The 21,652-nt window shown below is 61.4% G+C and carries 24 protein-coding genes and 1 tRNA gene; 12 read left to right on the top strand and 13 right to left on the bottom strand.

Annotated features, from left to right (window positions below):
* Positions 1-59: 59 nt before the first annotated feature.
* Entirely contained in the window at positions 60-659 is a 600-nt protein-coding gene (locus tag VOI35_RS00210; RefSeq protein ID WP_407275895.1) for an ATP-binding cassette domain-containing protein, read from the top strand.
* Positions 656-1,456, top strand: a complete 801-nt coding sequence (locus tag VOI35_RS00205) for an ABC transporter permease (protein WP_407275894.1) — start codon at positions 656-658, stop codon at positions 1,454-1,456. Before VOI35_RS00210 ends, VOI35_RS00205 begins: the two co-directional genes overlap by 4 nt.
* Before the next feature lie 63 nt (positions 1,457-1,519).
* On the opposite strand, the gene gpmI is transcribed toward VOI35_RS00205, so the two are convergent.
* The 10 genes from gpmI to hisB form a co-directional block, all read right to left on the bottom strand.
* Positions 1,520-3,061 carry a 2,3-bisphosphoglycerate-independent phosphoglycerate mutase gene (gene gpmI / locus VOI35_RS00200; RefSeq protein ID WP_407275893.1) on the bottom strand — a complete coding sequence of 514 codons (1,542 nt, stop codon included), beginning with the start codon at positions 3,059-3,061 and terminating at the stop codon, positions 1,520-1,522.
* Positions 3,062-3,126: 65 nt separating this feature from the next.
* The gene (gene tatC, locus VOI35_RS00195) at positions 3,127-4,155 is read right to left on the bottom strand and encodes a twin-arginine translocase subunit TatC (protein ID WP_407275892.1); all 1,029 of its coding nucleotides are present in this window, start codon (positions 4,153-4,155) and stop codon (positions 3,127-3,129) included.
* The gene (gene tatB / locus VOI35_RS00190; RefSeq protein WP_407275891.1) at positions 4,152-4,697 is read right to left on the bottom strand and encodes a Sec-independent protein translocase protein TatB; all 546 of its coding nucleotides are present in this window, start codon (positions 4,695-4,697) and stop codon (positions 4,152-4,154) included. Before tatB ends, tatC begins: the two co-directional genes overlap by 4 nt.
* A 34-nt stretch (positions 4,698-4,731) precedes the next feature.
* Entirely contained in the window at positions 4,732-5,004 is a 273-nt protein-coding gene (gene tatA, locus VOI35_RS00185; RefSeq protein WP_407275890.1) for a Sec-independent protein translocase subunit TatA, read from the bottom strand.
* A gap of 63 nt (positions 5,005-5,067) precedes the next feature.
* Entirely contained in the window at positions 5,068-5,403 is a 336-nt protein-coding gene (locus tag VOI35_RS00180) for a phosphoribosyl-ATP diphosphatase (RefSeq protein WP_407275889.1), read from the bottom strand.
* Entirely contained in the window at positions 5,396-5,800 is a 405-nt protein-coding gene (gene hisI / locus VOI35_RS00175; RefSeq protein ID WP_407275888.1) for a phosphoribosyl-AMP cyclohydrolase, read from the bottom strand. The genes VOI35_RS00180 and hisI overlap by 8 nt, the downstream gene beginning before the upstream one ends.
* A gap of 44 nt (positions 5,801-5,844) precedes the next feature.
* Positions 5,845-6,618, bottom strand: a complete 774-nt coding sequence (hisF, locus tag VOI35_RS00170) for an imidazole glycerol phosphate synthase subunit HisF (RefSeq protein WP_407276830.1) — start codon at positions 6,616-6,618, stop codon at positions 5,845-5,847.
* 25 nt (positions 6,619-6,643) lie between these two features.
* A complete protein-coding gene (hisA, locus tag VOI35_RS00165) occupies positions 6,644-7,399 on the bottom strand; it encodes a 1-(5-phosphoribosyl)-5-[(5-phosphoribosylamino)methylideneamino]imidazole-4-carboxamide isomerase (RefSeq protein ID WP_407275887.1) in 756 nt (251 codons plus the stop codon).
* Positions 7,400-7,416: 17 nt separating this feature from the next.
* Positions 7,417-8,067 carry an imidazole glycerol phosphate synthase subunit HisH gene (gene hisH / locus VOI35_RS00160; RefSeq protein ID WP_407275886.1) on the bottom strand — a complete coding sequence of 217 codons (651 nt, stop codon included), beginning with the start codon at positions 8,065-8,067 and terminating at the stop codon, positions 7,417-7,419.
* A 3-nt stretch (positions 8,068-8,070) separates the two neighbouring features.
* Positions 8,071-8,667 carry an imidazoleglycerol-phosphate dehydratase HisB gene (gene hisB / locus VOI35_RS00155; RefSeq protein WP_407275885.1) on the bottom strand — a complete coding sequence of 199 codons (597 nt, stop codon included), beginning with the start codon at positions 8,665-8,667 and terminating at the stop codon, positions 8,071-8,073.
* Between the two features lie 151 nt (positions 8,668-8,818).
* Between hisB and VOI35_RS00150 the strand changes: the two genes are divergently transcribed.
* Positions 8,819-8,894 (top strand) — tRNA-Phe (locus VOI35_RS00150).
* 102 nt (positions 8,895-8,996) lie between these two features.
* Here the strand turns inward: VOI35_RS00150 and yihA are convergent.
* Entirely contained in the window at positions 8,997-9,602 is a 606-nt protein-coding gene (gene yihA / locus VOI35_RS00145; protein ID WP_407275884.1) for a ribosome biogenesis GTP-binding protein YihA/YsxC, read from the bottom strand.
* A gap of 217 nt (positions 9,603-9,819) precedes the next feature.
* Here yihA and VOI35_RS00140 point away from each other — a divergent pair, with 217 nt between their 5' ends.
* The 7 genes from VOI35_RS00140 to VOI35_RS00110 all read left to right on the top strand — a co-directional run bounded on the left by VOI35_RS00140 (position 9,820) and on the right by VOI35_RS00110 (position 18,532).
* Positions 9,820-10,461 carry a c-type cytochrome gene (locus VOI35_RS00140; RefSeq protein WP_407275883.1) on the top strand — a complete coding sequence of 214 codons (642 nt, stop codon included), beginning with the start codon at positions 9,820-9,822 and terminating at the stop codon, positions 10,459-10,461.
* A gap of 139 nt (positions 10,462-10,600) precedes the next feature.
* Complete coding sequence (locus VOI35_RS00135) at positions 10,601-12,697, top strand: cytochrome c biogenesis protein ResB (RefSeq protein WP_407275882.1); 2,097 nt, start codon at positions 10,601-10,603, stop codon at positions 12,695-12,697.
* 64 nt (positions 12,698-12,761) lie between these two features.
* Positions 12,762-13,967, top strand: coding sequence for a c-type cytochrome biogenesis protein CcsB (gene ccsB, locus VOI35_RS00130; RefSeq protein WP_407275881.1), 1,206 nt, complete (start codon positions 12,762-12,764; stop codon positions 13,965-13,967).
* Between the two features lie 143 nt (positions 13,968-14,110).
* The gene (locus tag VOI35_RS00125; RefSeq protein ID WP_407275880.1) at positions 14,111-14,827 is read left to right on the top strand and encodes a thiol:disulfide interchange protein DsbA/DsbL; all 717 of its coding nucleotides are present in this window, start codon (positions 14,111-14,113) and stop codon (positions 14,825-14,827) included.
* Positions 14,828-14,837: 10 nt separating this feature from the next.
* Positions 14,838-15,674 carry an endonuclease/exonuclease/phosphatase family protein gene (locus VOI35_RS00120; RefSeq protein WP_407275879.1) on the top strand — a complete coding sequence of 279 codons (837 nt, stop codon included), beginning with the start codon at positions 14,838-14,840 and terminating at the stop codon, positions 15,672-15,674.
* Positions 15,671-17,062, top strand: a complete 1,392-nt coding sequence (locus VOI35_RS00115) for a diguanylate cyclase (RefSeq protein ID WP_407275878.1) — start codon at positions 15,671-15,673, stop codon at positions 17,060-17,062. The genes VOI35_RS00120 and VOI35_RS00115 overlap by 4 nt, the downstream gene beginning before the upstream one ends.
* A gap of 6 nt (positions 17,063-17,068) precedes the next feature.
* Positions 17,069-18,532 carry a protein adenylyltransferase SelO gene (locus VOI35_RS00110; RefSeq protein ID WP_407275877.1) on the top strand — a complete coding sequence of 488 codons (1,464 nt, stop codon included), beginning with the start codon at positions 17,069-17,071 and terminating at the stop codon, positions 18,530-18,532.
* Between the two features lie 118 nt (positions 18,533-18,650).
* On the opposite strand, the gene VOI35_RS00105 is transcribed toward VOI35_RS00110, so the two are convergent.
* Entirely contained in the window at positions 18,651-19,286 is a 636-nt protein-coding gene (locus tag VOI35_RS00105) for a hypothetical protein (RefSeq protein WP_407275876.1), read from the bottom strand.
* Positions 19,287-19,381: 95 nt separating this feature from the next.
* On the opposite strand from VOI35_RS00105, the gene pdxH reads away from it, so the two are divergent.
* The gene (pdxH, locus tag VOI35_RS00100) at positions 19,382-20,047 is read left to right on the top strand and encodes a pyridoxamine 5'-phosphate oxidase (protein ID WP_407275875.1); all 666 of its coding nucleotides are present in this window, start codon (positions 19,382-19,384) and stop codon (positions 20,045-20,047) included.
* A complete protein-coding gene (locus VOI35_RS00095; protein WP_407275874.1) occupies positions 20,044-20,766 on the top strand; it encodes a uracil-DNA glycosylase in 723 nt (240 codons plus the stop codon). The genes pdxH and VOI35_RS00095 overlap by 4 nt, the downstream gene beginning before the upstream one ends.
* Positions 20,767-20,812: 46 nt before the next feature.
* On the opposite strand, the gene VOI35_RS00090 is transcribed toward VOI35_RS00095, so the two are convergent.
* Positions 20,813-21,583, bottom strand: a complete 771-nt coding sequence (locus tag VOI35_RS00090) for a DUF2076 family protein (protein ID WP_407275873.1) — start codon at positions 21,581-21,583, stop codon at positions 20,813-20,815.
* Between the last annotated feature and the right edge of the window lie 69 nt (positions 21,584-21,652).

Genomic DNA, 21,652 nt, shown 5'->3' with positions numbered 1-21,652 from the left:
CTCTCCAGAACCCCGACCGCCGATCAATCATCGGCGGTTTTTATTTGGAGACTCGAACGATGCTTGAGGTATGCGCCGTCTGTGCCGCGCCCAACGGTGGTGTGGCGTATCAGCCGGTCACACTCGTTTTGCGCTCCGCACAAATCATCACCCTGTTTGGCGCTTCCGGGGTTGGCAAAAGCCAGTTCCTGCGGGCATTGGCAGATCTCGCGCCTCATCAGGGCGAGGTGCGGCTGGATGGCCAACCTCAAACCGCATTCAAGCCCGCCGCTTGGCGGCAAGTGGTCGGCTATGTGCCGGCCGAACCGGCCTGGTGGGCCGATTCCGCCCGCGCGCATTTTGCCGAGGCACCCGATCCGCGCTGGCTGGAAGCCCTAGCCCTTGCCCCCTCTCTGTTGGATACCCCTGTCGAGCATCTCTCAACCGGCGAACGGCAGCGTCTGGCGCTACTGCGCGCGCTGGTCTTAAAACCACGGGTACTGCTGCTGGATGAGCCCACCGCCAATCTGGATGCCCACAATGCAGCGCGCATGCGGCTGCTGGTGCAGCACTATGTGCGCGAACAGGCGGCAGCGGCGCTTTGGGTCAGCCACGACGCTGAGGAGCGCCGGGTTTTAGGCGGGGAAAGCATCGAACTGACCGCAGCGGAGTCCATATGATCGAAACCCTCTCGGCCACGGATTTATTGCTCGCGGGCAGCCTCGTATTAGCGCTAGGCGTAGTACAGCTCTGGCACGGTTTGCAATTGACGCGGAGCCTGCTCATCGGCAGCCTGCGCATGGTGGCTCAACTTCTGTTGGTCGGTTGGGTGCTCAAGGCGCTCTTCGCCGCCGAATCCCTGGGCTGGGTGCTGTTGATGGCGACGGTGATGCTGCTGCTGGCCAGTTACGAGGTCATCGCCCGGCAGAAACGGCGGCTCACCGGCTGGCAGGGCTACAGCATTGGCCTTGTCTCGATGGGCGCGACCGCCGCGAGTGTCACGGTGTTTGCCTTGGTGCTGGTGGTTCAACCCACCCCGTGGTTCACCCCGCAATATGCGATTCCGCTGCTCGGCATGATTCTCGGCAACACCATGACCGGTATCGGCCTTGCCCTGAACCACCTCACGCAGATGGCGGCCAGCAGCCGTGCCGCCATCGAGGGACGCCTGCTGCTCGGGCAAACCGCCGATCAGGCCATGCGCCCCCTGAAGCGGGATGCGGTACGCGCCGGGTTAATCCCCACCCTGAATATGCTGGCCGCCGCCGGGGTGATCAGCCTGCCGGGGATGATGACCGGGCAGATTCTAGCCGGGGCGCCTCCGCTCGAAGCCGTGCGCTACCAAATTCTGATCATGCTGCTCATTACGGCAGCCACCGGATTTGGCGCGCTGCTGGCCGTGCATTTTGGCGCACATCGCTTGTTTGACACCCGGGAACGACTGAGGCTGGATCGGCTCGCGCCCCCAAAACACTGAAACCGGACACCCGCGGTTAGCCCATTCGGGTGTGGGGCAATCCGTAATGCGCCGGATCGGGTCTTATTCGTTGCCGCTGCCCGCCGTGAGAATCAACGAGCGTTTCATTTTCTTCGGCACCGGCAAGCCCATCAGTTCCAGCACGGTCGCAGCAATATTGGCAATGCCGCCACCGGTGCGCAGGCGGGGTCGCTGATCATCGATCACGATACAGGGCACGGGGTACACCGTGTGTTGGGTATGGGGCTCCCCGCTGACCGGATCGACCATTTCATCGCAGTTGCCGTGATCGGCGGTGAGAATGACCGCGTAGCCTTTCGCGCGCGCCGCGGCCACCAGCCGCCCCACCTCGGTATCCACGGTCTCAACGGCCTTGATCACCGCATCCCGTACCGCCGTGTGACCGACCATGTCCCCATTGGCAAAGTTGACCAGCACGAAGCCATATTCTTCGCGCTCGATCGCCGCGATCGTCGCATCCCCGACTTCCCGCGCGCTCATTTCCGGCTGTAAATCATAGGTCGCCACCTTCGGCGAGGGCGCCATATAGCGATCTTCACCGGCAAAGGGCGCCTCTTTTCCACCGTTGAAGAAAAAGGTGACATGCGCGTATTTCTCGGTCTCCGCACAGTGAAACTGCTTGATTCCGGCCTGGCTGATGATTTCCGCCAGCACATTTTTGGGTCGCTCGGGCGCAAAACCAATCGGCGAAAGAAAACGGGGATCGTATTCCGTCAGACAGGTCACCAGTACGCGGGTATAGTCGCCCCGATCAAACCCGCTGAATGTGGGTTGCGCGAGTGCTTCCGTCAATTGCCGCGGGCGATCATTCCGGAAGTTGAAAAAGATCACCGAATCGCCGGTTTGAATTGGTTCGAACGCCGCGAGACGCGCAGGTGACAGAAACTCATCCGTGGTGCCCGCCGCATAAGCCGCTTCCAGCGCCTCGCGCGCGGTAGCAAAGTGATCGCCTTCACCGCGCACAATCACCCGCCAAGCGCGCTCGGTGCGTTCCCAGCGCTGATCCCGATCCATCGCATAATACCGGCCGCTGATGCTGGCAATCGCGCCCCCCACGGCGGCTAGGCGCTCCTCCAGCGCGGGCAGGTAGGAAATGGCGCTCTTCGGTGCCGTATCGCGCCCATCGGTAATCATGTGCACCAGGGGGCGGGCACCATGCTGGCTGGCCAGTTCGATCAGCGCGAACAAGTGATTGAGGTGACTATGCACCCCGCCATCGGACACCAGGCCGATCAAATGCAGGGGACGCCGGGCGGCGGCGGCCTTCTGTGCCGCCTCGACCAGGGCATCATTGGTGAAGAAGCTGCCATCGGCGATGGCATCATCGATGCGCACCAGATCTTGACGAATCAAATCCCCGCAGCCCAGGGTGAGATGCCCCACCTCGGAATTACCCATTTGCCCATCCGGCAAGCCGCAGGCACGCCCGGAGGCTTCGATCACCGTATGCGGATGATGGGCGAACAAATGATCGAGATTGGGGGTGGCCGCCAGCGCAACCGCGTTATTTTCTCGGCTGGGGTTCACCCCCACGCCATCCATGATGACCAACAAAACAGGACTTCGAGGGGCAGTACGGGCCATGGGGTAGGTTCCTTCAATAGAGTCAGACAAGGCAGGATCACCGCCGAGCCAGAACAAACAGCAAATCAGGTCGGACGCGGGGGTTCCGGTGCATCCGGCGGTGTGTCAGGCGTTGGAGGCTTCTCGGGCGGCGCATCGAGGGCGCGCTGCGCTGCCTCAGCCTCATCCAATGCCCGATCGATATCCCAAGACGCATCGGTTCCCGTCGTTGCGTGCTCCGGCGCCGCTTCATAGGCAGCATGCCGCGCCGTGGTGGTGGCATCTTCCTCGGCCGCTGCGGCCGCCGCCTCTTCGACCTCCAGCGCCGCCGCGCGCGCCAGTTTCGCCTTATAGACGAACCGGCTCACCAGCAAACCAAATTCGTAGAGCAGAATGATCGGGATCGCCATCATGAACTGCGACAGCACATCCGGCGGCGTCAGAATCGCGGCAATGATGAAGGCCACCAAAATCGCATACCGGCGAAACTCAACGAGTTTGTCTGGCGTCAACACCCCCACGATGACCAAGAGGACAATCGCAACCGGGACTTCAAAGACGAAACCAAACGCAAAAAAGAGCGAGGTCACAAAGCTCAGATATTCGCCAATATCCGGGGCGAAATTCACATCATGAGGCCCCGCTGTGGCTAAAAACCCGAACACAATCGGGAAGACGACGAAAAACGCAAACGAGGCGCCCAGATAGAAAAGAATCGTGCTGGAAAATACCAAGGGTGCCACCAGCTTGCGCTCGTGTTGATAGAGCCCCGGCGCAATGAAGGCCCAGAGTTGATACAACAAATACGGAATGGCAATGAAAACGGCCGCCAACGCCGTGAGTTTCAGCGGGATAAAAAAGGGCGAGGCCACCTGAACGGCAATCAGCGTCGTCCCGGCCGGCATATGGCGGGATAACGGGTCAGCCAGCAAGGTAAACAATTCATTACGCAGCGGGAACAGCGCCAAAAAAAGCAGCAAGACCACCAGCACCGACTTCAACAGGCGGTTGCGCAATTCGACCAGGTGGCTCAGAAAACCACTCAACCCCTCTTCGACCGGCGGTGACGGCTCGGGGGGCGGCGGCAAATCTCGACGCGCGTCAGAATCACTCATGATGCAGTCGGAGGTTGCGGTGATGGTTTCGTCGAGGATTCGGGCATCGGCGGATCCTGGGGCGGCGCGGCAAACGGTCGAACGAAGGTTTGCCCCGACTCCGCCTCCATCGCCCGAATTTCTTCTTCAAAGGACAAAGCCTGCGGGGATGACGGGGCTTCGGACGCCTCGGTGGCGGGCGCCGATGGTGCCGCTTCGGCCTCAGCCACAGCGCTCGCGGCAGGCACCGTAGCCGTGACGCTGGCTTTCGCCGAATCCACGGCAGACAGCATGTGACGCCCGGTATCCTGCACTTCCTGGCGCGTTTCTTCGACCAGGGCACGCAGCTTGGCGATTTCGGACTCCTGAGAATTCAGCAGGGACTTCATATCCTGCAAGTTGAATTCGCTGTCGAGTTCCGCCTTGGCATTGGCCACAAATTTTTTGATCTTGCGCACCCAGGTGCCGATGCTGCGCGCAAGACCGGGCAAGCGCTCTGGCCCGACCACCAGCAAGGCAATCACCAGAATCAGGAATACTTCCCAAATGCTGAATCCGAACACGCCGTCCCCTTAAGCCCTGCAGTCCGACGAACCCTTAGCTGGGTTTGTTCTGATCTGAAGAGGCACCCTCACGGCGCACGGCTTCCCCTTCGATCACGCGGCTGGCATCGGCCGTTTTATGCGGTATGGATTCCGGCGCGGCAGACGATGCATCGGCCTCTTTTTTCTCGTCATCCTTCACGGCGCTCTTGAAGCCCTTGATGGCGCCACCCAAATCGGAACCGAGGTTTTTCAGGCGCTTGGTGCCGAACAATAACAACACGATGGCCAGAATCACCAGCCAATGCCAAATGCTAAAACTACCCATGATGTGCTCCTCAATCTTGCTTCAAAATTACGCCATTCATCGAATCCGCAGTCCCGGCACCAGTCATGACCGAGAACGCGCGGCCTTCTCCGCCAAACCCGAAAGCCCGAACCGGCGCCCCAGCTCATCGAGCACCTGCTCGTGGCTCAGACCCGCATCCGCCAGCAGCACCAGGCTGTGAAACCACAGATCGGCCAACTCTTTGATGATTTCCTCGGTATCGCCACCGACGGCGGCCAGAGCCGCCTCGACGCCTTCTTCACCGACTTTCTGGGCGATCTTGGCGCGCCCTTTGGCGAACAATTGTGCCACATAGGACGCCGAGGGGTCAGATCCGCGTCGGGCGCGGATCACCTGCATCAGTTCGCCCAGGATATCGTCAGGGCAGGAATCAGCCATAAATGTCTTCCGGAGATTTCAGCACGGGATCGGTAATCTGCCAGTGGCCATCGACCCATTGGCGGTAAAAACAACTTTCGCGCCCCGTGTGACAGGCAATCCCACTGATTTGTTCGATTTTCAGCAGCAAGGCATCCCCATCGCAATCCAGATGCACCGAATGCACCCGCTGCACATGGCCGCTTTGCTCGCCTTTATGCCACAGCCGCTGCCGGGAACGGGAAAAATACACGGCCTCACCTCGGCTGATGGTTTGCTCCAGCGCCTCACGATTCATCCAGGCGAACATCAGCACACGGCCGGATGCGGCATCCTGCGCGATCACCGGCACCAGCCCATCTTCATTCCAAGCGATCGCAGCACGCCAATCGTCGGCGGGCGTTTCGGGGTGACACATAGATGATTCCTGTGGCATGGAGCGAAAATTATACCGAGCCGCCCCTAAAGACGCACGGTAATCCCGGCAGCGGCCATGTTCTCTTTCGCTTCGCGGATTCGATAGGTGCCGAAGTGGAAGATGCTGGCCGCCAGCACCGCATCGGCATGGCCCTCACGCACGCCCTCCGTCAGATGATCGAGGTTCCCCACGCCCCCAGAGGCAATCACCGGCACCGGCACCGCATCGGCGATCGCGCGCGTCAAGGCCAGATCAAAGCCTTGCTTGGTGCCGTCTCGATCCATGCTGGTGACCAAGAGCTCGCCGGCACCGTACTCGGCCATGCGAATCGCCCAGTCCACCGCATCCAGTCCCGTGGGCTTGCGTCCGCCGTGGGTAAAAATTTCCCAGCGCGGCGGCGCATCGGGCGGGCTCACCCGGCGGGCATCGATGGCCACGACAAGGCACTGAGCACCGACGGAATCCGCGATTTCACGCACCAGATCAGGATGGGTGACTGCGGCAGTGTTGATCGAAACCTTATCTGCGCCGGCATTGAGCAACCGCCGCACATCGGCCAGCGCACGAATTCCGCCACCAACCGTCAGCGGGATGAACACCTGCTCAGCGACCCGTTCGACCACATGCCGCATGGTTTCGCGCCCTTCGTGCGAGGCGGAAATATCCAGGAAGGTGAGCTCATCCGCCCCTTCTTCGTTGTACCGCCGCGCGGCTTCGACCGGATCGCCCGCATCGCGCAGCGACTCGAACTGCACACCCTTGACGACCCGCCCTTCGGCAACATCCAGGCAGGGAATGATCCGCTTGGCCAGCGTCATATACCCCTCCGCAACGCGCACGCCCTCATTCGGTGAACGGCGGCACGCCGCACCGCTCATCGACCCGCGCCTGGGCGACTGCAAGATCGATCCGGCCTTCATACAGCGCCCGCCCGATGATCGCACCGGCCACGCCGTCATCGCCCGCTTCGATCAGCCGGTCAATATCCGCCACATCGGTCATCCCACCCGAGGCGATGATGGGGATGCGCACCGCGCGCGCCAGCGCCCGGGTGGCCTCCATATTCGCACCCTGCATCATGCCATCGCGGGCAATGTCCGTGAACACGATGGAGGACACCCCATCCTGCTCGAACCGGCGCGCCAGCTCAGTCACCTCGATATTCGAGGTTTTCGCCCAACCATCTACCGCCACCTTACCCTCGCGCGCATCCAGCCCCACGATCACATGCCCCGGAAAACTCAGGCAAGCATCGCTGACGAAATGCGGATCGGATACCGCCTTGGAGCCGATGATCACATACGACACGCCCATCGCCAGATACTGCTCGATGGTTTCCTCGGTGCGAATACCTCCGCCGACCTGAATGGGCAAATCCGGATTGGCGCGGCAAATCGCCTCGATCACCGCCCGATTTTTCGGGCTGCCCGCGAAAGCACCATCCAAATCCACCAAGTGCAGACGACGCGCACCGGCTGCGACGAAGCGCGCGGCCACGGCCACCGGATCGTCGGAAAACACCGTGTCATCTTCCATGCGCCCCTGCTTGAGGCGCACACACTGGCCGGCTTTCAGATCAATGGCAGGAATCAGCAACATCTCAAATCCTCTATGCCTCACACGAACTCGCCTTGCCACCGGGTGAAGTTCGTCAACAACCGCAAACCATCATCCGCACTCTTTTCCGGGTGCGCCTGAATCGCAAAGACAAATCCCGCCGCCAGCGCCGCGGTATAAGTCAGGCCATAAACCGTTTGGCCGACCGTCAACCCCGCATCGACTGGCGTACAAAAATAACTATGCACAAAATAAAACCGGGCATCGTCGGCAATCCCATGCCACAGCGGATGCGCCCGCGTCTGCCGGATACCGTTCCAGCCCATGTGCGGCACCTTCAGCGCGTTGCCCGCCGCATCCACCTGCGACGGAAAGCGCGTGACCGTGCCGGGAAACCAGTTGAGCAGATCAACCCCGCCATTTTCCTCGCTATGGGTCAGCATCACCTGCATCCCCATGCAGATGCCGAGAAAGGGGCGCGTCCGCGCCGCCTCGGTCAGCGGCTCGATCAAGCCACGACCGCGCAGTGCCGCCATACAATCGGCCGCCGCCCCCTGGCCGGGAAACACCACACGATCGGCCGACAGCACGACGGCGGGATCATCCGTCACCTGCACAGCGCTGCCCTGCGGCGCCACATGCTCGATCGCCTTGGCCACCGAGCGCAGGTTGCCCATGCCGTAATCGACAACGACAATTAACTCCGCCATAGGTTACAGCGCGCCTTTCGTCGAAGGAATGGTTTCCGCCTGCCGCGCGTCGGGCGCGAGCGCCATCCGCAAAGCGCGGCCAAACGCCTTGAAAATCGTTTCCGCCTGATGATGGGCATTGCTGCCACGGAGATTATCGATATGCAGCGTCATGCCCGCATGATTGACCACCGCGCGGAAAAATTCCTCGACCAACTGCGTTTCAAACCGACCAATCGACGCCCGCGTGAAGGCGCAATCGAACACCAACCCGGGACGACCCGATAAATCAATCACCACCCGCGACAAGGCCTCATCCAGCGGGACATAGGCATGGCCATAGCGCGAAATCCCCCGCTTATCGCCCACCGCCTGCGCCAACGCCTGGCCGAACACGATGCCACAATCTTCCACCGTGTGGTGATCATCGATATGCAAATCGCCGTCCGCCGTCAGCACCATATCCAGCACGCCGTGACGCGCCACCTGATCGAGCATATGCTCGAAAAACGGCACCCCCGTATTCAATTCTGCCCGCCCCTGACCATCGAGATTCAGGCGCAACGCAATGCGGGTTTCATTGGTTTGACGATTCACTTCGGCAAGACGGGGGCTGTTCATGGCGGGCACAGGGGCTTAATGCGTTTGATAGGCGGGAAGAATACAACGGTACCGTGCAGCCGTCAGCCACTTTCACCAAAAAGGGCAGAAATAATGACCGCACGGGGCTTGACGCCGCAAGGCAAATCGCGTTTAATTCGGCGCCTTGCCCGGCCAGGTAGCTCAGTTGGTAGAGCAACGGACTGAAAATCCGTGTGTCGGCGGTTCGATTCCGCCCCTGGCCACCACACTATTCAAATCAAAAGCCCAGCCTTTCTCGGTTGGGCTTTTTTCTGTGCACCCTCGAATCGCTATTCGTGTCGCTCGGTTCGGGAGCACGATGGTTTGGGCTATTCGCTCACCGCAGCCGCCGTCAACCGCGTCAGCAGCCAATCCCGCACGGTCGGCACACCAAGCCCACTCAGTCCGGAAAACGGCAGCCATTGCACCTGGGTCAACGCCGGGTCGCGCTTCAGGGCGAATACGGTTTTGCTGATTTCGTTCTGGCTGAGTTTGTCGGCCTTGTTGAGCAGCGCCAACACCGGTAATTCCCGATCGAGCGCATATGCCAGCATCTGCCGGTCGGTTTCCTTGAGCGGATGGCGGATATCCATGATGACGACCACCCCCGCCAGCGACTGCCGCTCGGCAAAATACGCCGCCAGCGCCTCGCCCCAGCGCACGCGCATCGCTTCCGGCACTTTGGCGTAGCCGTAACCGGGTAAATCCACCAAGCGCTGGCTGTCATCCCCCAAACCAAACAGGTTGATCAGTTGGGTGCGCCCTGGCGTGCGCGAGGTGCGCGCCAAGCCCTTTTGCCCGGTAAGTGCGTTGATGACGGTGGATTTTCCGGCATTCGAACGCCCCGCAAACGCAATTTCGCGCCCCGCATCGGCAGGCAGTTCTCGCGGGGTGGGGGCACTCAGGATGAAAAAGGCGGGGGGCAAGGCGGCCATGGGCAAGTACTCGATCCGGCAGACGACAGGTCGGCATGATACGCCGTTATCCTCCGGCACCGCAGGGCTTAACCGCCTGTTGCATCAGCCGTTTCTTATGGGGCATTGATCGAAGCGAATCGCAGGGGCTCGGTTCGCTGCTAGAATCGCCTGAATTTCCCGCGCCGGTCGAGCCAGTGCGGGCGGTATTCCAACCCGTTGTGTGAAACAGGTGCGTATGATGAAGTTGAGTCGGTTCTCTGGGGTTCAGGCGGCGGTTCGTCCGCTGATTGGGGCTTGCTGCCTGGCATTGAGCGCAGTCATTCCCGTGCACGCGGCGGGTAATATCGAGGCGGGCAAGGCCGCCAGTGCGACTTGCGCCGCCTGTCATGGCGCCACGGGCAATAGTGCCGCGCCGATGTTTCCCTCCATCGCCGGTCAATCGGCGAGTTATCTTGCCGAGCAACTGCATGCGTTTCGCGACGGCAATCGGGTCAACCCGATCATGAGTCCTCAGGCCAAGGCATTGACTGACCAGCAGATTCTCGATCTCGCGGCATATTTTTCCGCTCAGACGCGCACGGTGGCCAACGCCAGCACCGACGATTCCATTCCGGGTGCCCATCTGTGGAAATTCGGTGGGCACTCCAACAGCATCGCGGCCTGCGCGGCCTGCCACGGCCCGCAGGGTCAAGGCAATCAGCCGGCCGGCTTTCCCGCCTTGCGTGGGTTGACGCCGCAATATGTCATCGAATCCTTGATGGCCTACCGCAACGATCAGCGCAAGACCGAGCATGCCAGCATCATGGTCAGCATCGCGAAAAAACTCTCGGATGACGATATGAAGGATGTCGCGCAGCACATTGCCACCTTCCGCTGATTGCCGCGACGCCTTAGGCTGCGGCGGTGCGCCCCCAGCGGATACCGCAGCAGCAGCCTCAGGAACTTTCGCTCATTCGCCTGCTCGAACCTCTCCCTTGCTCACGCAACCGCCCGATTGAATTTTCAGGTCACGCCGCATGTCCGATACCCAGCCTCCCGTCACCTTGACACCGCTCGATGATGAAAAGCGTCTGACCCCAGCGCCCAGCGTCACCCGGCGCCTGCTGCTGTGGCTGACCTCCATGAATCTGGCGGTCACCTTATTGGTGGTTCTGGCCATCGCCTCGGTGATCGGCACGGTGCTCAAGCAGAACGAGTCGTTCAACAGTTATCTGGATGTGTTCGGCCCGTTCTGGTTTGCGGTGTTCCGCGATCTGTCGCTTTATGATGTGTACTCGGCGACCTGGTTTGTCGGCATCCTGTTGTTCTTGGTGGCCTCGACCTCATCTTGCGTCAGTCGCAATGCGCCGGGGTTTTTGCGCGATATCCGTAACTTCCGCCTCAATGCCCAGGAAAAATCGCTACGCGGCTTTGCGCACCGTGCCGAATGGCGGGCGGATGCCACGACAGAAACCCTCGTGCCTCGCATTCAGGCGATTCTGACCCGCCACGGCTACGCGCACCGGGTTAAATCCTCGGCAACAGAAACCTTGATTTCCGGCCGCAAAGGCGGGCTGAATCGCATCGGCTATATCTTCGCGCATGTCGGCATCATCGTGATCCTGCTCGGCGGCCTGATCGATAGCAAGATGCAGCTCAAGCTGATGGACGCTTTCGGCATGGTCAAAGTGGAAACCCGCAACATTCCCGTGTCGGAAGTCCCGGCGGACAGCCAGATACCGGTGGGCGGCCTGCAGGCGTTTCGTGGCACCGTGAACATTCCGGAACATAAATGGGGCGATGTGGTGTTCATCGGCCTGAAAGATGGCTATGTCGTGCAGAATCTGCCGTTCAAGATTTATGTCAATAAATTCACCATCGAACATTACGACACGGGCATGCCCAAATCGTATGAATCGAATGTCACGCTGACCAACAAAACCACGGGCGAGCAAATCACCCGTACGATCGAGGTGAATCACCCGCTGCATTACATGGGCTACAACATTTTTCAGTCGAGTTTCGGCGATGGCGGCACCGAGCTGAAAATGCAGGCTTGGCAACTCGCGGGCAAGGCGGGCGTCGCGCAGCCCATCGAATCGGCCGTTTTTCAGAAAAAAGGCTTCGATTTTGATCAAAAACCCTATCAGCTCGAATTCACGGATTTTCGCCTGTACAACATCAACCCGGTCGCCGGAGAAGATGGCGTGATTCATCAGCAGAACATGGGACCGTCTGTCACCTTCAAGCTGCGTAATGCGGCCGGTGAGGCGATCGAGTACCAAAATTATTTTCTGCCGGTCACCTTCAAAGGGCATCAATATTTCTTGAGCGGTGTGAAACGCAGCATCGGTGGCCCGCAGCAGTTCCTGTACATTCCCGCCGATCACAAAGGCAGCATCGACACCTTCATGGCGTTTTTGGGGACGCTGTCCGACCACGCGAAAATGCAGGCGATCGCCGCCTCGCTGATTGGCGAAGTCGATAGCAGCGTCACCGGCAAGGATCAGGCCACCAATGCCCAGATTGCCCAATCGGCCAGCGCGTCGATCGCCGATCTGGTTGGTACATTCGTCCACCAAGGATTTGGCGCGATGCAGCAGCAGATCGACGGCGCCCTCGCGAAACGGAAACTGCCCCCCGAAGAGGTCAAAAAGGCGGAACAGGCATCGATCAGTGTCGTGCGTTCCGTGCTGGAGCGCGCGTTCCTAGAAACCCTAGCCGCGCAGGGCGGCAAGCAAGAGTTCACCGAGGCGGATGCCAAGTTTTTCGACGATGCGATGGATGCCATCTCGGCGCTGCCGGCCTATGGCTCCCCCATCTTCGTGCAACCGGTGAGCTTTAACCAGATTCAATCGACCGGGCTGGAAGTCTCGCGCGCTCCGGGCGCCGACTGGCTGTTGCTGGGCTCCTTGATGCTGGTTGCCGGGATTTTCATGAGCTTCTATATTCACTACCGGCGGCAGTGGGTGTTGATCAAACCCGAAGGGCAGGGCGCCCAACTGCTGGTGGCCGGGTCGGATATCCGCAAAAATATTGAGTTCGATAAGGCTTTTTCTGAACTTTGCGCTGAACTTATGCGCGTCACTCAAGCCAAACCGAATTCGGATAACCCACCGCAACCGTCGGTTTAACCGACTGACCAGACCGCGCCTTCGGCCGGTCATTTTTCCTTGAACTGCATTCAGGAGAGTTTTTATGTCCGTGCCGAAAGAACACATGCTACCGATGCTCGACGCATCGCTGGCGCCCGCGAAAAGTCCGATCAGCGCCCTTGATGTCATTTACACGGTGATTTTGCTCGCGGGCGCGGGCTACGCCTACGCCAACTACAGCCATTTCATGGGGTATTACGGCTCCGGCACCCTGTGGGGCGCAGCGCTGGGTCTGGCATTTCTGGGCTGGCTGTGGCCGGCCACCCGCGTGCTCGTCGCGGTCGTCGCGGTGTTCGCCCTACTGACGCTGTTTCAATACAACCTGTACGCGCCGGATGGCGCGGTCGGCCGCGAGAAGCTGCACGCCATTCAGGAAGGGCATTTCTTTCTGAAATTTTTCCTCTCCAGCCCGGCAGCCACCATGTGGATGGTGACGCTGTTCGCGCTGGCGATGCCCACCTACTTTTTTGGCTTGTGGCGACGCTCGGAATTCACCCAGAAAGTCGGCAGCGCGCTGGTCTGGAGCGGGATCGCCATGGGCTTCATCGGGTTTTTCGCCCGGTGGCGTGAATCCTATCTGATCAATTTTGATTACGGGCACATCCCGGTAAGCAACCTGTACGAAGTGTTCATCGTCTTCAGCGTGTTCACCTCCATCCTGTACCTATATTTCGAGCGTCGCTACAAAACCCGCGCGCTCGGTGGCTTTGTCATGACGGTCGTCACCGCCGCGCTCGGCTTCCTGATGTGGTACCAGTTCTCCCAGGCCGCCAATACCATCGAGCCCCTGGTGCCCGCGCTTAAAAGCTGGTGGATGAAGATTCATGTCCCGGCCAACTTCATCGGGTATGGCAGCTTTGCGATTTCTGCCATGGTCGGCGTCGCCTATCTGATCAAAGAGAAAATGGGCGGGGATGCTCCCGGCGACCGCCTGCCCTCGCTGGCCGTGATGGACGACATCATGTACAAATCCATCGCGCTCGGCTTTGCCTTCTTCACCATCGCCACTATCCTCGGCGCGCTGTGGGCCGCAGAAGCCTGGGGCGGCTACTGGAGCTGGGATCCCAAAGAAACTTGGGCGCTGATCGTGTGGCTGAACTATGCCGCCTGGTTGCATTTGCGCCTCTCCAAAGGCTGGCGCGGAACGGCGATGGCCTGGTGGTCTGTCGTTGGCCTGCTGGTAACGACCTTCGCCTTCCTCGGGGTCAATATGTTCCTCTCGGGTCTGCATTCCTACGGCAAACTCTGATTTTTCGGCACCCACCGAACTCGCCCCGCGCCCGTCGCGGGGTTTTTTATGCCCCGCAGGGAACAGTCATCGAGGGATGGCGTCTATGCCGTACAATGGTTTTGATTTCGCGCGTCTCACCGGACGCTTGCCAGGGAGATTTGATGATGCCGTTTCGCCCGCTTGATTCCGCCCCGCAATCTGGCCGCCGCCAAAGCCTGAAAGCCCTCGGCCTACTTCTGCTCGGTAGCGCAACCGCCGCATTACCAACCTGGGCGGCCGCCGCAACCGCATCGACCACGACCGAGCCGGTCAAACTGCAAGAAGGGTTCAATTACCGGCTGGTCACCACCGATGTGGTCGTACCCAAAGGCAAGATTCTGATTCAGGAAATGTTTTGGTATGGCTGCCCGCATTGCTTCCACCTGGAGCCGCATCTTGACGCCTGGCGCAAGACCCTGCCGGCCAATGTCGAGTTTGAGCCCTATGCCGTGCCCATTTCACCCGGCTGGGTGCCGCTGACCCGCGCTTTTTTCGCCGCGAAATTTTTGGGCGTGCTCGATAAAACCCATGACGCCGTGTTCAACGATATTCATGTCAAGAACATGCGCCCGATCACCGAAGATCAAATTGCGGACATGTATGCCGATTTGGGGGTGAACCGCGATCAGTTCATCCAGATGTACAACTCGTTCGGAGTCGATAACGCCGTGCGCCAGGCCGGTAGCATCGCGCAGGAGGCCGGGGTGCACGGGGTGCCGGCGATCCTGATCAACGGGAAATACCTGCTCGACGGTGCCATGCTGGGCAGTAACGAGGCCATGCTGCCGGTCGCCGACGCGTTCATCGCGAAATTAAGCCACGAATCCGCCGCGCAATAACCGAGGCACCATGCGACACTCCGGCGCCCCGGTGACCCCCTTACCGATGGGTGCCCGCACCCTGAAATTGTTGTCGTACAACATTCAGGCCGGCATTGGCACCCAGCATTTCCGCGACTATGTGTTACGCGGCTGGCAGCATGTGCTCCCCTTCCCAGAGCGCATGCACAATCTGGATCAGATTGCCGGGCTGCTCGCCGGATTTGACCTGATTGGCTTGCAGGAAGCCGATGGCGGTTCGCTGCGCAGCCATTTTCTCAACCAGATCGAATATCTGGCCCTGCGGGCGGGCTTGCCGTTCTGGGCCTCGCGGGTGAACCGCAACCTCGGCCACTGGGGGCAACACGCCCTCGGTCTGCTCGCGCGCCAACCGGCAACCCACATCGAGCGCTTCGCGCTCCCGGGCCGAATTCCCGGCCGGGGCGTCCTGCTGGCCGATTTCGATGCCTTTGCCGCGCCGCTGCGCGTCCAGGTCAGCCATCTGTCGCTGGGGGATCGCGCCCGGCGGCGACAGCTCGATTGCCTGATTCGTCGTGCCAACGAGCACAACGGCATCAACCTGATCATGGCGGACTTCAACACCACGCCCGCGAATCAGGATTTACAACGGCTTTGTCGCGAGGCAGGACTCAAACTCCCGCCCGCCCCCCCGTCGACCTATCCCGGTTGGCGACCGCGTCGGGCGATCGACCACATTCTCGTCAGCGAATCGGTGATCATCAGCCAGGTCGATGCCTTGACCTTTGGGGTATCGGATCACATGCCACTCGCCATGACCATCGAATTGCCGCCCGCATGGGGCACCCCCCACCCAGATCTTCCCGCTGCCCCGAGAGTTTCAGGATGAGCGATACGGCCAAACCCTCCGTCGATTACCGCGCCCGCTACGAACAACTGCTGAGTGAGTTCAGCGCGCTCGAAACCACCGAGCAGCGACAGCAGCAGCTTCTGCGTGCGTTGCTGGGACGGGTGCTGTTTGCCATCGACAAAGCCTACCCCAACCTCGCTTCAAAGGCTCAGGCACTGCGCGACCTGATGCGACAAACGGGTGATGCCCCGCTCCCGCTCGACAAGCTGCAACCCGGAATCGAGGCGCTGACCGAGGCTATTCGGCTCGAAGAAGCCCGGAACCTCACGCCGGACCCGCATGAGCAGGCCGTGACCGAAGATCCCGAGGCCCGCACCGAGAAAGCGGCCGTGCGTGAATTTCTCCCGTTACTGCTCGAACGCATCGCCTTTACCGATCTCATGGAAGCTCGGCGTGCCAAGCTGCTGGAAATCATCAACGATCCGCGCGACACCACACTCAATTCCATTCTGATCGATCGCGCCGCCTGCCTGATCAACGAAATGCGCCGCGCCCTGGAAAATGAAAAATCCGAATTAGCGGAATTCTTGCAACAGCTCACGGATGCGCTGCGGGAAATCGATCAACACACCCAATTGAATCTGGGGGATATTCAGAACCAGCGCGCCGCACACGACGCCCTGAACAAGGCCGTGACGGCGCAAGTCACCGATATCGACCAAACCGTTGATAAGGCGACCGATCTGGCGGAGCTGAAGAAAGCGGTACGCGCCCGAATTGCCCGAATCAGTGAGCATATCGACCGGTTTCGGCAAACCGAAGAAGCCCGCATGACTGAAGTCGAGGAAGAAAACGAGGCCATGCGGGCGCGCATCCAGAAACTCGAACAAAGCCGCGCCAGCCTGCAAGAGCAACTCGAGGCCAGCACCCAGCGCATGCTGCGCGATACGCTCACCGGCCTGCCCAACCGGCTCGCTTTCGATGAGCGCCTCAGCCTGGAAGTCGCGCGGATGCGCCGTGAAGGCACGCCGCTGTGTCTTGCCATCTGGGATATCGACCACTTCAAGCGCGTCAACGACACCTACGGCCACCAGGCCGGCGACAAGGCACTGATCGTCGTCGGCAAAACCCTGCATCACTTGATCCGCGATGTCGATATGGCTGCCCGCTACGGTGGAGAGGAGTTCGTCATGCTGCTGCCGCGCGCCAATCTGCAACAAGCCTTCGTCGTGCTCGAACGCATCCGCGAAAAGATCGCCGCTACGCCGTTCCGGTTCAAAGATCAACCGCTGAAAATCACCCTGTCCTGCGGGGTGGCCGAGTTCGCGCCGGAGGAAGACAGTGAAGCGGTCATGGCACGCGCCGACGAAGCGCTCTACCGCGCCAAAGGCAAAGGCCGCAACCGCACCGAAATGGCGCTGCGTTGATCTGCGATGGCGGGCGTCCGACTCGGCCTCAGCCACAGCCTCGCCGCCGCGCTCACCGAGCAATACGCCCAGGCTGAGCCCACCCCGGCTCCCCGCCCGTACTTGGTCGCGTTCAACGCCACATTGGCGACCGAACTCGGCTGGGATGCTGCCGTGGCCACCGACGCCGCCATGTTGTTCTCCGGCAACCAGCGACCGGAGGATGCGTACCCGATTGCCCTGGCCTATGCCGGGCATCAGTTTGGCAATTTCGTGCCACTGCTGGGCGATGGCCGCGCGATCCTGCTGGGCGAGCGGATCACAACCGCGCAGCAGCGCGTCGATATTCAGCTCAAGGGCGCCGGCCGCACACCGTTCTCGCGCGGCGGCGATGGTCGTGCGGCCATCGGCCCGGTGCTGCGGGAATATCTGATCAGCGAAGCGATGCACGCCCTCGGCATCCCCACCACCCGGGCGCTCGCCGCCGTCCTGACCGGTGAAACCCTCCACCGCCCGCAAGGCCGCGTGCCGGGCGCTGTGCTCACCCGGGTGGCACAAAGCCACCTGCGTATCGGCAGCCTCCAACTTTGGGCCGCACAGGGTGACACCGTCCGACTGCGCGCCCTGGCCGATTACGCCATCGATCGCCACGATCCCGCCGCGCGCGCGGAAGCCAACCCGTATCTGGCCTGGCTGAACCGCGTGATCGAGCGATCCGCCCATCTGGTCGCGGGCTGGCAGGCGGTCGGGTTTGTGCATGGGGTGATGAACACCGATAACACCAGTCTGGCGGGCGAAACTCTCGACTATGGCCCCTGCGCGTTTCTCGATGCCTACGATCCGCGCGCGGTATTCAGCTCCATCGATCGCGGCGGGCGCTACGCCTTCGGCAACCAACCGGCCTTGATGCACTGGAATCTCGCCCGATTGGCTGAAGCGCTACTGCCCTTGCTCGATCCCGAGCCGAGCCGAGCCACCAATCTGGCCTATGCCGCGCTTGATACCTTTGTGCCACATTATGAACAGGCGTGGCGCGCGCGCTTTGCCGCCAAGTTGGGGCTGAGCACGCGGCAGGATGGGGATGAGCCACTGATTCGGGAATTTTTATCCCGCCTCGAACAGGGCGGGATCGATTTCACCCAAGGATTTTGCGCGCTGCACGCCATCGCCAGCGACCGTCCGCACCCATTCCGCGAGTCCTGGGCGCGCTCGGCGCAGATGCAGGCGTGGCTGAACCGATGGCAAGCCCGCATCGCGCAGGAGCCAGACCCGGTCGCGCGGCTGGCCGCCAGCAATCCACGCATCATTCCGCGCAATGGCTGGGTGGAGCATGCCGTGCACGCCGCCACGGAACGGCTCGACTTTGCGCCATTCCATGCACTGCTCGCCGCCGTGACCGCGCCGTTTCAGGATCATCCGGCGCACGCCCGGTATGCCTGGCCGCCGCCGGATCAGGGCTCAGCCCCCTTTGTGACCTTCTGCGGTACATAAGCGCCCGTGGCTATCGAGGATCGATCTGCGGGCGGGGAAGGACTGGGTATCTTGAGAGAACTTTAGGCAGTCCGGTCGAGGAGCAGCTTAAAGCAGCTCTGATTCAATCAGCGCTTGTTCAAGTCTCCGCCCGGGCACGGGCGTTAATGTCGCGGATTGCCGCTTCGGCGGCATACATGGCCTGTTCGGTTTCGGCCTCGCTGCCCATCATGGTGAGGCGGCCGAAAGTGCCAAAGGCACGCACATCGATCAGGGTGACATGCGCAGCTTTTTCCGCCTCGTTGGCGGCCTGCACGATGTAGCCCGCCGGCTCGGTTTCAAGAATGAACATGCTCTTGCCCGGCAGGAGCATCGAGCCTTTGCGCAACTGCCGGTTGATCAGCGTCGCATGATCGGGGGCAATCGCCCGGATGATTTCCTTCCAGGCAATGCGGCAGGGTAGCCGGTCTTCGACTTGATGGTTGATTTCTTGGAGGATTTTTTCACCGGCCGCCAACACTTCGCTCTGGTTGCGGTAGTGGATTTCCATCGATCCAAACGCACGCTCCACCACCTGCTCGCCCAAACGCACGCTCGTGGCTTTGAGCGCGATATCGCTCAAACGGTGCACCGCCATGCCCGGCGCCACCTCGACCCACAGACAGGCATCGCCCGGAATAGGCAAAAACCCCTGAGAGGAGGTGGCGAGGTAAGATGCCAACTGAGGCTGTAGCGAGTCGATAAACGAATAGACGCGCAGGTTGACATTATTCATGCCGGGCAGTGTACATTTCTTGCAGTGAAAAACGCTGGCAGTGTACCACGGTTATAAGCCACCGCCGCAGCGGTGTTCGTTCAGAGGAATCGCGTATGCCGATCGATCCATCCCAAGGCGAATTCGACCACCGCGCCACCCGGCGGGATTTTACCCACGGCGAATTGCACCGGCGGGATCTCGACCCCGCCCCACATGTGCAACTAGAACGCTGGCTGCGTGAGGCGGAAGCGGCGGGCAATTTCGATGCCACCGCGATGAGTCTGGCCACCGCCACTGCCGAGGGTCGCCCCTCCTGCCGTTTCGTGCTGCTCAAGCATCTCGACGCACGGGGATTGTGCTTCTACACCGATCAGCGCAGCCGCAAAGGGCAGGAGCTCGCACAAAACCCGTTTGCCGCGCTGGCGTTTTACTGGCCGGAGCTGGATCGGCAAGTACGCGTGACCGGGCGCATCGAACCCCTGTCCGAGGCGGATAATGAAGCTTATTTCCAGCAGCGCCCGGCCAGCTCCCGACGGGCCGCGGTGGCCTCCATCCAAAGCCAGGCCATCGCCTCACGCACCGCCCTCGAAGCGCGCTTTGCCGAGGTGGCCGCCCGCTATCCCGATGATTCAGCCATTCCCCGCAATCCCGCCTGGGGTGGCTACCGGCTGTGCCCGGACGAATGGGAATTCTGGCAAGGCCGACGCTCCCGCCTGCACGACCGGCTGGTGTACCGCCCGCACGGCGATGGCTGGCGCATCGAACGGTTGATGCCATGAGTACCCGCGCGGCACCGCCGGGTGCGCTGGAGCCCGGCTGGCAAGAGGCGCTGGCGCCGACGCTCGCGAGCCCGTCGCTCGAGCGGCTACGGACATTTCTCCGCCAAGAGTTGCAGAACGGCACGCCGATCCTGCCCGAAAAATCGCGCTGGCTGGCGGCCTTCGCGCACACCCCGTTCGAGGCGGTGCGCGTGGTGATTCTGGGGCAAGACCCGTACCCCACGCCCAGTCATGCGATGGGGCTGAGTTTTTCCGTAGGGCGAGCGGTTCGCCCCTTGCCGAAATCGCTCATCAATATTTTTCAGGAATTGCGTGATGATCTCGGCATCGATAACCGCAGCGGCGATCTCACGGCTTGGGCGGAGCAGGGCGTGCTACTGCTCAATGCCGTGCTGACGGTGCGCGCCGGCGCACCGGCTTCCCACCAAAATCAGGGCTGGGAGCAGCTCACGGATGCGGCCATCCAGGCTCTGGCCGCCCGCCCGGCACCCGTGGCCTTTGTGCTCTGGGGCGCATTCGCCCAACGCAAAGCGGCGCTCATCACCCCGCATAATGCCGATGGCCGCCATCTGATCCTGCAGAGCGCGCACCCTTCGCCGTTGTCTGCCTACCGGGGGTTTTTCGGCTCACGCCCGTTTTCACGGATCAACGCCTTCCTGACCCAACAAGGCACGCCGCCGATCGACTGGCGCACGGACGACGACACGCGCCCGGCCTAAAATCGCGCGGCCGAACGGCGCCCGATCCAACCTCGGCTCGGTTCCGCTACACCCAATCATCCCCGCCATCGCCGCCACCAAACAGGCCGTCGAACAGACCGCCGCTACCGGTGTCGTCACTCGCATCGCTCCAGCCGGAAGAATCCAGCCCGCTGCTGCCGTCATCTAGGGGGTTCACCGAAGGGTCGTTGTAGTCTGCGGTTTGCCAGCCTTGTCCCCCATCGGTCGCCGCATCGCTCCCGTAAAAATTTTCGGTGACATTGGTGATGTCCTCTACGGGCGCCTGAGCCATCCCGCCGCCGAACCCGCCCCCGCCCAGCAAGTGCTCAATCCCTTGGAACAGCAACGCACCGCCCACTACCCCAGTGGCCGTCGCCGCCGCCGTACCGAGGAAGGAACCACCGCCCAGGCCACTGCGCGCCGACTGGCCCGGCGCGGCCATTGAGGCCGCCATGGGCGCAGGCTCTGCCGCCATCGGGGCACGCCCCAGGGGCTGCCCCCAGGCGTTGGTTTGGGCATTAGCTTGGGGATTGACCTGGGGATTCGGGGACGCAGCCGGCATACCCAGAAAACTGCCGCTCGCGGCGGGCGCAGCGGCAGATTCGAGCTGGCGAATCTTCGCCTGCGCCGCCTGCAGCGCCTGCTGCAAGAGCAACTGGCGTTGCGTGATCAGATAGGCCAGTTTCGGCTCAGCCGCGAACGCCCGCCGAATCTGCTCGGCGGCATCGGCATCGAGGCTTTCGGGCGACACTTGTTGCGCCGCCGTGTGTAAATTGCGCAGCAAATCGTCGAGCAGGGCTTGTTCTTGCGCGTTCATGGCATCTCCGGTGAATCAGGAATCGGAACGGGTTGGATGCGCGGCGGGCATGGCGGTTCCCCGCCCCGC

The sequence above is a fragment of the Halothiobacillus sp. DCM-1 genome (assembly GCF_045689735.1).
In the GTDB taxonomy this organism is placed as follows: domain Bacteria; phylum Pseudomonadota; class Gammaproteobacteria; order Halothiobacillales; family Halothiobacillaceae; genus Halothiobacillus.
Note: the sequence above shows the minus strand (reverse complement) of the source record. Positions and strands in the feature narration are given on the sequence as shown.